Source organism: Rhizobium sp. BR 314 (assembly GCF_047445805.1).
Lineage (GTDB): Bacteria > Pseudomonadota > Alphaproteobacteria > Rhizobiales > Rhizobiaceae > Rhizobium > Rhizobium lusitanum_B.
Genome location: NZ_JARWLA010000023.1, coordinates 18,610 through 32,153 on the forward strand (window position 1 = coordinate 18,610; position 13,544 = coordinate 32,153).

Sequence of the window (13,544 nt, forward strand, 5' to 3'; positions counted from 1 at the left end):
CATGCCCGGTGCCGGGCATGTCCTGTTGCAATCGAGCAGCCGTTTATTCCGCGGCAGGGATCTGCTTGTTGCCCTTGCCCGACTTGCCGTCGGTCGACGACGTATCGTTGGCGGCGGGCTTGGCATGGCGACGGCGCCAGTCGCCAAGGAAGAGCAGGGTCGGCGCTGCGATGAAGACCGAAGAGGCGCCGGCGACGAGAATGCCGAATACCATCGGGATCGCGAAGCTGGAGACGGCGCTGCCGCCCCAGATCGCCATCGGCACCAGCGCCAGGAAAGCGGTGGCGTTGGTATAGAGGCTTCGCGCCAGGGTCTCGTTGATCGACTTGTCGATGATCTCTCGCAGGGGCATCGATTTGTAGAGTCGCATATTTTCACGCATACGGTCATAGACCACGACCTTGTCGTTTACCGAGTAACCGACGAGCGTCAGGATCGCGGCGATGGCCGTCAGGTTGAAATCGAGGCCGGTGATCGCGAAGAAGCCGATCGCCTTCGTGATGTCGAGGATCAGCGTGATGATGGCGCCGACCGCGAACGGCCATTCGAAGCGATACCAGATGTAGAACAGCATCGCGAGGCTGGCGATCACGACCGACAGGATGCCGGCCTGGGCAAGCTCGCCCGAAACCTTCGGACCGATGACATCAGTGCCTTCGATACTCGCGCTCGGGTCGATCTTGACGATCTCTGCCTTGAGCTTAGTCACCGCGGCTGTCTGCGCCTCTTCGCCGCCGTCCTGCCGCTGGGCGCGGACGAGGAGGCTGTTGTTGTCGCCGAAGGACTGCAGTGCGATTTCGCCGAGGCCGAGCGTGTTCAGGCCCTCGCGGAAAGTCGCCAAATCAGCCGCTTCCTTGGTCTTGACCGACATCTGGATGCCGCCGCGGAAATCGACGCCGTAGTTGAGGCCCGGATGGAAGAACAGGACCACCGAGGCGATCGACAGGATCGCCGAGACGGTGACGCCAAAGAAACGGGCCTTCATGAACTGGATGTGCTTGTCATAGGGGCTGAAGGGGATCAGCGGCCTGATGTTGATCACCTTCAGCTTGCGGCGACGGGTGATGGCGATCATCACGACGCGTACGAAGGCGACGGAGGTGAACATCGAGATGATGAGGCCGAGACCCATGGTCACGGCAAAGCCGCGAACCGGGCCGGAGCCAAAGTAGAACAGGATGGCGGCCGCGATCAGGGCCGTCATGTTGCCGTCGATAATCGTCGAATAGGCCTTTCTGAAGCCGTTATCGATGGCGGCGAAGGCGCTCTGGCCCTTGCGGGTTTCTTCGCGGATACGCTCGTTGATGAGAACGTTGGCGTCAACCGCAAGGCCGATACCGAGGACGACGCCGGCGATGCCGGGCAGCGTCAGCGTGGCGCCGACCAGCGTCAGGGCCGAGAAGGTCAAGACCGTGTGGATAAGCAGCGCGACATTCGCGAGGATACCCCAGGAGCCGTAGAGCACAAAGATGAAGGCGGCAACCAGAACGAAGCCTACCAGGCCGCTATAGATGCCCTTCTGGATCGCATCGGCGCCGASSTCGGCGCCGACGGTGCGTTCTTCGATGACAGTCAGCTTGGCGGGCAGGGCACCGGCGCGCAGCAGGGCTGCAAGCGTGGTGGCGCTGTCGGCGGTGAAGTTGCCAGAGATCTGGCCGGAACCGCCGGTGATCGGCTCGCGGATATTCGGCGCGCTGAGTACCTTGTTGTCGAGTACGATGGCGAAAGGCTTGCCGACATTTTCGCGGGTGATCTCAGCGAAACGATTGGCACCGGCGCTGTCGAAGCGGAAAGTGACGAGCGGCTCATGCGTGTTCGGATCGAAGCTGACGCGAGCGTCGGTCAGGCGGTCGCCGGACAGTTCGATACGGTCGAGAACCGGATAGTTGTTACCCTGCTCGTCCTTCATGATGGTGACGCCAGGCGCCGGATTGTTCGGGTCGGCGTTGTCGGCCAGCAGGTGGAAGGACATCTTCGCGGTCGAGCCGAGCAGTTCGCGCAGGCGCGACGGATCCTGTGCGCCCGGAAGCTGGACGAGAACGCGGTTGGGGCCGACGCGCTGGATGGTCGGTTCGGCAACGCCCACCTGGTCGACGCGCTTGCGGATGACTTCAAGGCTCTGCTGGACGGCGGAATCGACGTTGGCGGAAATGCCGGCCTGCGAGAAGGACATGGCGATCGTCGCGCCGTTCGGCGCGATCGTCAGGTCAGACTGGCCGGCGGAAAGGCCCGAAGTAATCGTGTTGGCCAGCGTCTGCAGCTGGGTTACCGCCGCGCCGCTCTGCGTGGGGTCGGTAAGCGTTACGACGATCTGGTTGCCGTTGCGGACGATCGAACGGGTCAGGATGTTCTTGTCGCGCAGCACGCGGCGTGAATCCTGCTGCAGGGACTGCAGCCGGCCATTGGTCAGGTCCTTCTCGTCGACTTCCAGGACGAGATAGGAACCGCCGCGAAGGTCGAGGCCGAGGGAAACCTGGCTATGCGGCAGCCAGGATGGAATTTTGCTGAGGGCCGACGGCGGAAGCACGTTCGGCAAGGCAATCAGAAAGCCAAGCACGATGATCACTGAATATAGTGTCACCAGCCATGGTGAAGTGCGCATGGGTATTATCCTTGGAAATACGCTGATGCCAACGGTCGGGCCGCTGGCGGAGTTAGGTCATGTCGGAAATGCGCGCGTCGGCGCTAACGGCTCAGGCGAAGCTGACCGGCGGCGCTCGGGCAAGATAGACGCGGGAATGAGTGGATTCGAGCAGCGATACGCTGGCTTGATCGCTGGGTTGCCAAGGCCTGGCCACATGCTCGAGCAAGGGAAAGGAGGCGAGCGTCGCTGGTCCGATATCGTTCCAGGTCGCCTTCGGCGTCACCAGACGGTCGGCAACGACGATGCCGCGAATGGGGTCGCGTATGGAAAGGTAAAGCGGCTGTGTGTCTTTGCCGGAGGAGAGCGCATCTGCATCCGCCCGCGTCGCGAGATTGATGCCGCCGCCAAGCGCAAGTCCGATATAGGCGAAGAACGCGACGAACAGCGAGGCGATCACGCGCGCTCCGGCGCGGTGCGTCCTGTCGTCTCTATCTTCGCTGTCGGCAGCGCCGAATTCGAACGGGCTCAACGGTCAGAAATGCCTTCTTTCCTTTGCCGGCGCGAACTCCGGCAGTTCGGTCATGATATCAGGACGCCCTGCGTCTTCATAGTGCGGCCCGTCATGTTGCACTTGTCATGATGCAGTTGCGCCAACCGGTCAACCGTCCCGGCGCGATTTCTTCCATGCCAAAACCATCAGTGATCACGGCTTCGGCGCCAGGCAGCTTGCCGGGACGCGATAGGCATGGAGCGTATCGCCCTTCATGTCGCCGAAGGGAGGTGACCAGCTTTTGATGAGCTCGGCCTGGCCTTCAGGGCAGGTGATGGGGTCGGTGTCGACGAACAGAACAGGACCGGTCACAGCGGCGGGCAGGGAGAAATCCTGCTCGTAATAATTCCTAGGGAAGCCGCCGAAATTGCGGGCGTAGATTTGGAATGGCTTGCCCTTCAGCGTATAGAAGAGGTCGGCAAGAATGGCGCGGTCCGAGGCGACGATGTCAGGCAACTTCGCGGTCGTCGCGATATCGGCGATTTCCAGGCTGACGATGCTGCGGCCGACATAGCGCTTCATGACGAGATCGCCACCCGGAATTTTCACGTCAAGCGCGAAGACCGTCAGCACGGGAATGACGACGGCGACGATCGCGCCGATGATCAGCGAGGTGACCAGGCCCTTCTTCGTCAGGCGGTACAGCAGCCAGACGGCGAGTATGGTGCCTGCGGCATAGGCGGATACGGCCCAGTTGGCGTAGGCCTTGGCGAAAAGAGCCTGCAGAGAGATCAGGATCACCACGGGCATCGACAGCCAGAACAGCAGCTTTTCCTTGTCGTCGCTCTGCCCGCTGATCAACCGCCAAGTCGCCCACAACAGCGCGAAGAACACGACCGGACCGACGACGCCGAACTGGGCGCCGACGAAGCCGAGTCCGTTGAAAAGGTGTTTCAGGGCGCTGGTTCCGCTGTCGTCGCTGCTCCAGCGAGCAATGCTTTCCGTGTGCTTTACGGTCGCCGCATCATGTGTGAGGTTCCACCACAGATTGGGCGCCACGACGATGGCGCCTACGACAGCGGCTATGGCCACGTCTCGCCATGCAATTCGCGCCGAACGCAGCGTCAGCATGGCGATGCCCACGCCCGGCAGCAGGAAGAGTACGGAGTATTTTGTCATGAAGGCGAGACCGAGGCTGATGCCGAGGATCAACGCTTCGGAGACGGAGGAACGCCTGGTCAGGCCGAGAAAGGCCCAGATCGCAATCGTGATGAACAGGATCTGGATCGTATCGGTCGACACCAGCACGGCCGAAAGCGACGCAGCCGGCAGTGTGATGAAGATCACGCCGGCCCAAGGGGCGATAGCGCGCCCTTCCTCGCCATCGAAGAGCCGGCGCGTCGTGACGATCAGCATCAATGCTGTGGCGAGATGGAAAAGCGGCGCGGATATGCGGATCCAGAAGGTGGAGTCCGATCCCGAGATAATATTGAAGAAGCGGATGACCCAGGCGATAATCGGCGGCTTGGAATAATAGCCGAAGTCGAGATTCTGACCCCAGAACCAATATTGCGCCTCATCGACGAACAGATCCGTCCTGTTGATCAGCAGCATGAGCACGCGCCAAAGCGTCACGCCGAAGATAATCGCAAGCGCTACTCCCAGAGAAAGCGTCTGGGTATTTGTTCGGGATTGGTTCGTATCGGACATTAAAAGATAGATCTCGGTGCCAAGTTGTGAGGCTTAATACGGATTTATCAAGGCTAATGCTAGCTACTGGCGGACGAGAAACGTGGGAAGGCGCCGGCCTTTAATTACGCGGCGAGGCGTCCAGGCGGGTCCGAAATCGGTATGTCCTGCCAGGCGGCGTTAAAGGACGCGAGAGGCGCTGCTGCCGCGTGCCTCTTCGATACGGCACAAAAGCATAAAGGCCGCGAGCGTCATGCCGGCCATCAGCGAGGCGGTCAAACCAAGAACAATCATTGCTCTCTCCGTATCGACATCGAGGTGTCTGCGCCTTGAGCACTAGGGCATGAAGCTTGCTCGTGACTTGCGTTGAAGCGGCTTTTTCCCGTGTCTGAGCACGCACAATGGGCGGCCCCGGCCCGGAGGTGATCGAAACAGAACGGTCGGCTTGAGGTCATTAACCTTCGGGCAAGGAATTAACCATAAATAATGAGGCTGAACGTCGGAATGGGAAAATTGTGACTCGTTCTCAGCAGGCATGAAGCCGCCCCGTCGTACCGGGTCCGATCCGGTATCCATCTCATCAAACAGGTCCGCAAAAGACTTTGATGAACGAGCGAGCTTCAGCGCCTCGATCAATTGATCGGCGGCTTCCTGTGCTTTTCCTCGCGTCCTCATCGCGCCTGGCGCGGATCATCAGCGGTTCGCCGGCGCTTGCGCGCGCGGCACTTCGGCGGGGACGATTTTGGCGCAAGATTCGCCGTCAGATCAGGCAGGTAGGGCGCAGGCTGGCAGCCTTCGCGACCGCTTGCGTTTTGCTGGTCTCGACGCCGGACAATGCGAGACCCTGCGCCATAACCGGCCAATGCTTGAGGCTCATCTCAAGTCCGGCCTGCGCGATCTTTTCCACCGTTTCCAGACGTTTCCGGACGCTGCCCGCAATTTCGCCAGCGAAAGCCAGCTCGAACGGCTTCAGGATCTGCAGTCGTCCCATTGGGATGTTCTGACCGACGCCCGCTTCGACAGCCTCTATGCCGAGCGCGTCAAGGTTCTGTCCGACAGCGAAAGCAAGATGGGGCTCGATCCGCGCTGGCATGTTGCCGGTCACGGCGTAATGCTGGAACATATTCTGACCGGCCTCGTCGAGGAGATGGGTGGCCGGGCCATCCTGCCCGGAGCCAAGCGCCGTGCGCGTGAGCTGAAGGAACTGGTCACGTCGGTCGTTCGCCTTGTCATGGTCGATGTCGAGATTGCCGTATCCCTGCGTTTCAATGAATTGCGCATCGGGCATCAGCGGGCGCTGGCAGAACAGCGTCTTGCCGATCGCACCGAAGCGGCAGGCCTTATCGCCGATTTGGCCAACAGCCTTACCGGTCGCGATCTGACGGCCCGCCTGCCTGCCGATTGTCCCGAAGCTTATATGGAAGTGGCCGAAGCGCTGAACACTGCTCTCGAAGACATCCGGCAGCAGTTTGCGGTGCTCTCCAGCGGCGTGCAGGCGGCGGAAGCGACGACGGATGCCATCGCGCGTACCTCCAGATCCTTCGTCGAGAATTCGGCAGAACACGCGCAAGGGCTCGCAACCTCGGCGCGCCAGCTTGCCGAGCTTGCCGATCAGGTGCGCGGCAATGCCGCCAGTACCCGATCTGCAGAACGCGCCGCAGCGTCAACGCGCAGCGCTGCAGAAGACAGCGGCCGGATTGTCGGGCAGGCGATATCGGCCATGGCGGATATCGAGACGTCGGCCGAGAAGATCGGCCAGATCATTGGCGTCATCGACGAGATCGCCTTCCAGACCAATCTTCTCGCCTTGAATGCCGGTATCGAGGCCGCTCGCGCCGGCGACAGCGGCCGTGGTTTTGCCGTTGTCGCCCAGGAGGTTCGCGCGCTTGCGCAGCGCTCCGCCGATGCTGCGCGTGAAATCAAGGTTCTGGTTTCGGGCACGAAGGCGCAGGTTGACGCCGGCGTGCAGATGGTCGGCCGCACGCAGGATGCGATCGGCAGCATCGTCCGCCAGGTAACGGATATCAACGACGCAATTTCCGGGATCGCGGCGGCGAGCGACGTGCAGGTGGCCGGCCTGCATTCGCTCTCGGCTGATATTGGCGATTTCAGCACGCGTGCTGCCGCTGGCGAAGGCCTGGCCAATCGCTCGCAGGAAAGCGCCGATCACCTCCAGACCGTTGTTGTTGAACTCGGCCGCACCATCCGCGAGTTTCGCATCGAGCGGGAGCGGCGGCATATGGCCTCTCCGGCGCCGGTGAAGGCCGCCCAGCAGCGACAGCTTCCCGCCCGCGACGAATTCAACGTCGGAGGCGATGAGGACGAAATGGCCGACTTCGGCTTCCCGCTTCGCAGAGCGGCGATGGGAGGCGAACGCAATGCCTATTGATTTAACCGTTTCATGCACATGCGGGCCGGCAGGCCCGATTTCAGACAACAAGGAATAGAGCGATGCCGAGCAGGAAAGGCGAAAAGACAATCAGTCTGGCCGCGGTGCTGGACCTCAACGAGGCTTCGACGCTGCGCGGCAAGTTGATGGGGATGCGCGGCAGCAATGTCGTGATCGATGCGTCCGGCGTCGAAAGGGTTGGGGCCTTGTGCATGCAGGTCATCATGGCCGCTGCCAAGACCTGGGATGAGGACAAGCTGTCCTTCACTTTTTCCAAGGTGTCGGACGCATTTCAAAAAACGATGCAGATGATTGGGGTCGACATCTCTCATCTGCTTGCCAAGGAGATCCGGCAATGAAGAAGAAAGTACTGACCGTGGATGATTCACGGACCATTCGAAACATGCTTCTCGTCACCCTCAACAATGCGGGTTTCGAGACCATTCAGGCTGAAGACGGCGTCGAAGGCCTGGAAATTCTGGAAGAAGCCAATCCGGACGTGATCGTTACCGATATCAATATGCCGCGCCTCGACGGTTTCGGCTTCATCGAGGGCGTGCGCCGCAACGACCGCTATCGCGCCGTTCCGATCCTCGTCCTGACGACCGAGAGTGACGCTGAAAAGAAGAATCGCGCCCGCCAGGCCGGCGCAACCGGCTGGATCGTCAAGCCGTTCGACCCCGCTAAGCTGATCGATGCCATCGAGCGCGTAACCGCCTAAACAGGACCCGCCCCTTATGGATATGAACGAAATCAAAGAGATTTTCTTCCAGGAGTGCGAAGAGCAGCTCGCCGAACTGGAATCCGGTCTCCTGAAAATGAATGATGGCGACCGCGATCCGGAAACCGTCAATGCCGTCTTCCGCGCCGTTCATTCCATCAAGGGTGGGGCAGGGGCTTTCGGTCTGGACGACCTGGTCTCATTCGCTCACGTCTTCGAGACCACGCTCGATTGCGTTCGATCCAATAAGTTGGAGCCGACCCAGGATGTCCTGAAGGTCATGCTGAAGGCTGCCGACGTGCTGGCCGACCTGACCAATGCCGCTCGCGATGGCGGTAGCGTCGATCCGGCGCGCAGCCGCGGGCTGGTCAAGGAGCTTGAGGCGCTGGCTAATGGCGATGTGCCCGCATCATCCGCGGCAGTCGTCGCAGAGCCGGCTCCGAAGCCGGTCGCGGCGGCGCCTGCACCTGCACCGACCGACGACAGCGGCTTCCAGCCGATCCCGTTCAGCTTCGACGATGATTTCGGCTCCGATGAGCCCTCCGCCGATGCCATGCCGGAATATGAAGTCACCTTCAAGCCGCGCTCCGATCTCTACGCCAAGGGCAATGACGCCACGCTGCTGCTGCGCGACCTCGCGCGGCTGGGCGAGATGAGCGTCTATTGCGATCTGGACGCGTTGCCGAGCCTGCCGGAACTCGACCCGGAAGGCGCCTATTTCAAGTGGACGATCTCGATCAAGACGGACAAGGGCGAAGATGCCATCCGTACCGTCTTCGAGTTTGCGGAATGGGATTGCGAGCTCGATGTCTGTGCTGTCAGAGCCGACGCAGGTTCCTCTGGCGATGAAGAGCTGCCGATGGTTCCGGTGCCCTTCGATCTTTCCATTCTCGATGACGAGCGCAGCGAGCCGGTTGCCGAGGCAATCGAGGAAGCTCCCGCGGCAAAGAGCGATGCCGCTGCCGCCGTTGCCGCAGCTGAAACAGCCAGCAACGTCACGCAGCTTGCCGCCGTTGCCGCCCGCGTCGAAAAGAAGGAGGCGGCTCTTGCTGCCGCCGCAGCCGCCAACGCCGCTGCCGCGCAAAACAATGCAGCCGCCGGCGTCGGCCAGACCATTCGTGTCGATCTCGACCGCGTGGATAGGCTGATCAACCTCGTGGGCGAGCTCGTCATCAATCAGGCGATGCTCTCCCAGAGCGTCATCGAGAACGACAATAACGGCACGTCATCGATCAATATGGGCCTCGAGGAGCTGCAGCAGCTGACCCGCGAGATTCAGGACAGCGTCATGGCGATCCGCGCGCAGCCGGTGAAGCCGGTCTTCCAGCGTATGTCGCGTATCGTCCGTGAAATCGCCGACATGACCGGGAAGTCGATCCGCCTGATCACTGAAGGTGAAAACACCGAAGTCGACAAGACCGTCATCGACAAGCTTGCCGAACCGCTGACGCATATGATCCGCAACGCCGTAGACCACGGCGTCGAAACTCCCGAAAAGCGAGCGGCACTCGGCAAGAACCCGGAAGGCACCGTCCGCCTGACGGCAAAGCACCGTTCCGGCCGCATCCTGATCGAACTCGCCGACGACGGCGCCGGTATCAACCGCGAAAAGGTCCGGCAGAAGGCGATCGACAATGATCTGATCGCGGCCGACGCCAATCTCTCGGATGAGGAAGTCGATAACTTGATCTTCCTGCCGGGCTTCTCGACGGCCGACAAGATCTCGGACATTTCCGGCCGCGGCGTCGGCATGGACGTGGTCAAGCGCTCGATCCAGGCGCTCGGCGGCCGCATCAATATCAGCTCCAGGCCTGGTCAGGGCTCCGTCTTCACCATGAGCCTGCCGCTGACGCTTGCCGTTCTCGACGGTATGGTGGTGACGGTTGCCGGTCAGACCCTGGTCGTGCCGCTGACCGCCATCGTCGAAACGCTCCAGCCGGAGGCGTCCGCGATCCATTCCTTCGGTGCGAATCATCGCCTGATCTCGATCCGCAACAGCTTCTGCCCGCTGGTCGATGTTGGTCGCATCCTGAACTTCCGTGCCACGCAGGCCAATCCGGTCGAAGGCGTCGCGCTGCTGGTGGAATCGGAAGGCGGCGGCCAGCGTGCGCTGATGGTCGATGCGATCCAGGGCCAGCGCCAGGTCGTCATCAAGAGCCTCGAAGCCAACTATACGCACGTGCCCGGCATTGCGGCCGCAACCATCCTCGGCGATGGCCGCGTCGCATTGATCCTCGATGTCGACGCGGTGGTCGGCGCTTCCCGCGGCCAGTCGCTGAAGCCTGAAATGTCTTACGCAGCGGTGGGTTGATTTATGTCCTATGCCGTCAAGAATCTGACCCAGGGGGTCCGGGAGCTGATCGCCTTCCGGATCGGCGATCAGGAGTTCTGCGTCGACATCATGTCCGTTCGCGAAATTCGTGGCTGGACTCCCGCGACCGTCATGCCGCATGCGCCTGCCTATATGCTCGGAGTCATCAACCTGCGCGGCGCCGTACTGCCGATCATCGATCTTTCCAGCCGCCTCGGCATGAAGAACGCGGCGCCGACGGCTCGGCATGTGATCATCGTCGCCCAAGTCAAGCGCAAGGTTGTCGGCCTCCTGGTCGATGCCGTGTCCGACATCCTGACGATCACCGACGACAGCATCCAGCCGACGCCGGAGGTCTCGTCCGACCATGAGCGGCAGTTTGCACGCGGTATCGTCGCCATCGACCGTCGTATGATCTGCCTGATCGAACTGGAAGCCCTGTTCCCCGAGAGTGAAAGCGAAGCTGCATGAGTGTGATGGGAGCAATAGATCTCAAGGCATCACCGGACGAGATCCTGGCCAGCGGCGAGTATCCGCTGACCCGGCGCGACCTCGCCGAGATCGCCGCCATGATCTATGCGGATGCGGGCATTTCCCTCAACGAAAGCAAGGCGTCGCTGGTTTATTCGCGGTTGTCGAAGCATATCCGCGCGCTGGGCCTGCCAGGTTTCCGTGACTATTGTCTGCTGGTGTCTTCGCCGGCCGGAAGTGCGGAGCGGCGCGAGATGCTGTCGCATCTGACGACGAACTTCACCCGCTTCTTCCGCGAAAACCATCATTTCGATCATATGCGCACTGAAGTCCTGCCGGACCTGCTGGCTCGTGCCAAGGCCGGCGGTCGCGTGCGGATCTGGTCGGCTGCCTGTTCCGACGGGCAGGAACCCTATTCGATCGCACTGACGGTGCTGTCGCTCATGCCGAATGTGGCGGAGCTCGATTTCAAGATCCTGGCAACGGATATCGATCCGAAGATACTGGGCCTTGCGCGCGCCGGCGCTTATGATGAGGCCGCGCTGGAAACGATCTCGCCTGCCATGCGCAAGCAGTGGTTCCAAGAGGTCAATGTCCAGGGTCGCCGCAAGTTCCAGATCGATGATCGCGTCAAGCGGCTCATCACCTTCAACGAACTGAACCTGATGGCGCAGTGGCCCTTCAAGGGCACCTTCGACGTCATCTTCTGCCGCAACGTCGTCATCTATTTCGATGAGCCGACCCAGGTGAAGATCTGGTCGCGTTTCGCCGGCCAGCTGCAGGAAGGCGGCCACCTCTATATCGGCCATTCCGAGCGTGTCGCGGGGGAATCGAAGCACCTCTTCGACAATATCGGCATTACCACCTATCGCTATCTCGGTAAAAACGCGGGGAGAAAACCATGAACGCCGCTGCCCGTGTTCTCGTGGTCGACGATTCTGCGACCATGCGTGGTCTCATTACCGCCGTGCTGCGCTCGGACCCCGAGGTTGACGTCGTCGGCCAGGCGGGCGATGCGATGGAGGCGCGTGCCGCCATCAAGGCACTCAATCCCGACGTCGTTACGCTCGATATCGAGATGCCGAATATGAACGGCCTCGATTTTCTCGAGAAGATCATGACGCTGAGGCCGATGCCGGTCATCATGGTTTCCACGATGACCCATCGCGGCGCCGACGCGACGCTCGCTGCGCTTGAAATCGGTGCCTTCGACTGCGTCGGAAAGCCTTCGCCCGGTGAGCCGCATCCGTTTGGCGATCTGGCCGAGAAGGTCAAGGCGGCCGCCCGTTCGCAGCGGCAATACGTCAAGCCCGTCGCCGAGCGCGCTCCGCCGGCTCCGGCGGTTGCCGATTTCCGAGTCGGCCGCAAGATCGTCGCGATCGGCTCCTCCACCGGTGGTGTCGAGGCACTGATCAATGTGCTGCAGAAATTCCCGGCCAATTGTCCGCCGACCGTCATCACCCAGCATATGCCGCCGACCTTTACACGCAGCTTTGCTGAACGGCTGAACCGCCTTTGCGCGCCGGTCGTTGAGGAAGCGACCGACGGCGCACGGCTGGCGATCGGCAAGATTTATCTGGCGCCAGGTGGGGAACGGCATCTGCGGATCGCCAATTCTTCCGCCCCCCATTGCCGCCTGGTCGAAGGCGCGCCGGTCAACGGCCATCGTCCTTCCGTCGACGTGCTGTTTGATTCGGTTGCCGAACTGGCAGGCCGCAATGCCGTCGGCGTGATCCTGACCGGTATGGGCCGCGATGGCGCTGCCGGTCTCCTCAAAATGCGCCACGCGGGTGCGCGCACCATCGGCCAGAATGAGAAGACCTGCGTGGTCTACGGCATGCCGAGGGTCGCCCATGAGCTTGGCGCCGTCGAACACCAGTTTCCGCTGAACGCCATTGGCGAGGAAATTTTGAAAATAACAGCCGCCCGAAAGGAAGGGAGCGAATAATGTCTCTAGCGGAGAAAATCAAAGTTCTGATCGTCGACGATCAGGTCACCAGCCGCCTCCTGCTCAGCGATGCGCTGACGCAGCTCGGCTTCAAGCAGATCACGGCGGCCGGCGACGGCGAGCAGGGGATGAAGATCATGGAGCAGCAGCCCCATCATCTGGTCATCTCCGACTTCAACATGCCGAAGATGGATGGGCTTGGTCTCCTCCAGGCCGTCCGCACCAATCCGACGACGAAGAAGGCGGCCTTCATTATCCTGACGGCGCAGGGTGACCGTGCACTGGTCCAGAAAGCGGCCCAGCTTGGCGCCAACAACGTCCTGGCCAAGCCCTTCACCATCGAAAAAATGAAAGCGGCTATCGAAGCCGTGTTCGGAGCATTGAAATGATCGTCGAGGGTGCTGCCCGCCGCGTTCACATCATACAGGGCGAGTACAAGGTCGTGAACGATCCGGAAGTGGTGCTGACCACCATTCTCGGCTCCTGCGTCGCGGCCTGCCTGCGCGACCCGATCGCCGGCGTCGGCGGCATGAACCATTTCCTCCTCCCGGGAATGGCAAGTTCGCCGACGAGCGGTGGTGATGCGACGCGCTACGGCGTGCACCTGATGGAGCTTCTGATCAACGGCCTCTTGAAGAAGGGTGCGCGTCGCGATCGGCTGGAGGCCAAGGTCTTCGGCGGCGCAAAGACGATCGCGACCTTTTCCAATGTCGGCGAGCAGAATGCAGCCTTCGCCATGCAGTTCCTGAAGGACGAAGGCATACCCGTCGTGGGCTCGAGCACCGGCGGCGAACATGGGCGCAAGATTGAATATTGGCCGATCTCCGGAAGAGCCAGGCAATACCCGCTCACCGGCGCGGAGACGCAGAAGACCGTGGCGCTCGAACAGCGTCCCGTCGTGGCTCCAAAGCCGGTCGACAATACGATCGAATTTTTCTGAT

General features: G+C 61.3%; 12 protein-coding genes. 9 read left to right on the forward strand and 3 right to left on the reverse strand.

Annotation, left to right across the window (positions count from 1 at the left end; translation table 11 throughout):
* Positions 1–43 precede the first annotated feature (43 nt).
* From secD to QD461_RS24120, 3 genes are all read right to left on the reverse strand, one after another.
* Positions 44–2,602 (reverse strand): protein translocase subunit SecD, encoded by a 2,559-nt coding sequence (gene secD / locus QD461_RS24110; RefSeq protein ID WP_414090006.1) that lies wholly within the window; start codon positions 2,600–2,602, stop codon positions 44–46.
* Between the two features lie 91 nt (positions 2,603–2,693).
* Positions 2,694–3,113 carry a hypothetical protein gene (locus QD461_RS24115; protein ID WP_414090007.1) on the reverse strand — a complete coding sequence of 140 codons (420 nt, stop codon included), beginning with the start codon at positions 3,111–3,113 and terminating at the stop codon, positions 2,694–2,696.
* 174 nt (positions 3,114–3,287) lie between these two features.
* On the reverse strand, positions 3,288–4,784 hold the full coding sequence (locus tag QD461_RS24120) for an ArnT family glycosyltransferase (RefSeq protein ID WP_414090008.1): 1,497 nt from the start codon (positions 4,782–4,784) through the stop codon (positions 3,288–3,290).
* Between the two features lie 721 nt (positions 4,785–5,505).
* On the opposite strand from QD461_RS24120, the gene QD461_RS24125 reads away from it, so the two are divergent.
* From QD461_RS24125 to cheD, 9 genes are all read left to right on the forward strand, one after another.
* Positions 5,506–7,152 (forward strand): globin-coupled sensor protein, encoded by a 1,647-nt coding sequence (locus QD461_RS24125; protein ID WP_414090009.1) that lies wholly within the window; start codon positions 5,506–5,508, stop codon positions 7,150–7,152.
* A 62-nt stretch (positions 7,153–7,214) separates the two neighbouring features.
* The gene (locus tag QD461_RS24130; RefSeq protein WP_184709394.1) at positions 7,215–7,511 is read left to right on the forward strand and encodes an STAS domain-containing protein; all 297 of its coding nucleotides are present in this window, start codon (positions 7,215–7,217) and stop codon (positions 7,509–7,511) included.
* Entirely contained in the window at positions 7,508–7,873 is a 366-nt protein-coding gene (cheY1, locus tag QD461_RS24135) for a chemotaxis response regulator CheY1 (RefSeq protein ID WP_004128526.1), read from the forward strand. Before QD461_RS24130 ends, cheY1 begins: the two co-directional genes overlap by 4 nt.
* A 16-nt stretch (positions 7,874–7,889) precedes the next feature.
* Entirely contained in the window at positions 7,890–10,184 is a 2,295-nt protein-coding gene (locus QD461_RS24140; RefSeq protein ID WP_414090010.1) for a chemotaxis protein CheA, read from the forward strand.
* 3 nt (positions 10,185–10,187) lie between these two features.
* A complete protein-coding gene (locus QD461_RS24145; RefSeq protein ID WP_414090011.1) occupies positions 10,188–10,655 on the forward strand; it encodes a chemotaxis protein CheW in 468 nt (155 codons plus the stop codon).
* On the forward strand, positions 10,652–11,560 hold the full coding sequence (locus tag QD461_RS24150; RefSeq protein ID WP_414090012.1) for a protein-glutamate O-methyltransferase: 909 nt from the start codon (positions 10,652–10,654) through the stop codon (positions 11,558–11,560). Before QD461_RS24145 ends, QD461_RS24150 begins: the two co-directional genes overlap by 4 nt.
* Complete coding sequence (cheB, locus tag QD461_RS24155; RefSeq protein ID WP_184709402.1) at positions 11,557–12,603, forward strand: protein-glutamate O-methylesterase CheB; 1,047 nt, start codon at positions 11,557–11,559, stop codon at positions 12,601–12,603. Before QD461_RS24150 ends, cheB begins: the two co-directional genes overlap by 4 nt.
* Positions 12,603–12,992, forward strand: a complete 390-nt coding sequence (locus QD461_RS24160; RefSeq protein ID WP_004128537.1) for a response regulator — start codon at positions 12,603–12,605, stop codon at positions 12,990–12,992. The genes cheB and QD461_RS24160 overlap by 1 nt, the downstream gene beginning before the upstream one ends.
* Positions 12,989–13,543, forward strand: a complete 555-nt coding sequence (gene cheD, locus QD461_RS24165; RefSeq protein ID WP_184709404.1) for a chemoreceptor glutamine deamidase CheD — start codon at positions 12,989–12,991, stop codon at positions 13,541–13,543. Before QD461_RS24160 ends, cheD begins: the two co-directional genes overlap by 4 nt.
* Position 13,544 lies beyond the last annotated feature (1 nt).

Coding starts and splice junctions, on each gene's coding strand:
- cheB (WP_184709402.1), top strand. CDS start 11,557: ATGAACGCCGCTGCCCGTGTTCTCGTGGTCGACGATTCTGCGACCATG.
- QD461_RS24140 (WP_414090010.1), top strand. CDS start 7,890: ATGGATATGAACGAAATCAAAGAGATTTTCTTCCAGGAGTGCGAAGAG.
- QD461_RS24150 (WP_414090012.1), top strand. CDS start 10,652: ATGAGTGTGATGGGAGCAATAGATCTCAAGGCATCACCGGACGAGATC.
- cheY1 (WP_004128526.1), top strand. CDS start 7,508: ATGAAGAAGAAAGTACTGACCGTGGATGATTCACGGACCATTCGAAAC.
- QD461_RS24160 (WP_004128537.1), top strand. CDS start 12,603: ATGTCTCTAGCGGAGAAAATCAAAGTTCTGATCGTCGACGATCAGGTC.
- cheD (WP_184709404.1), top strand. CDS start 12,989: ATGATCGTCGAGGGTGCTGCCCGCCGCGTTCACATCATACAGGGCGAG.
- QD461_RS24120 (WP_414090008.1), bottom strand. CDS start 4,784: ATGTCCGATACGAACCAATCCCGAACAAATACCCAGACGCTTTCTCTG.
- QD461_RS24145 (WP_414090011.1), top strand. CDS start 10,188: ATGTCCTATGCCGTCAAGAATCTGACCCAGGGGGTCCGGGAGCTGATC.
- QD461_RS24130 (WP_184709394.1), top strand. CDS start 7,215: ATGCCGAGCAGGAAAGGCGAAAAGACAATCAGTCTGGCCGCGGTGCTG.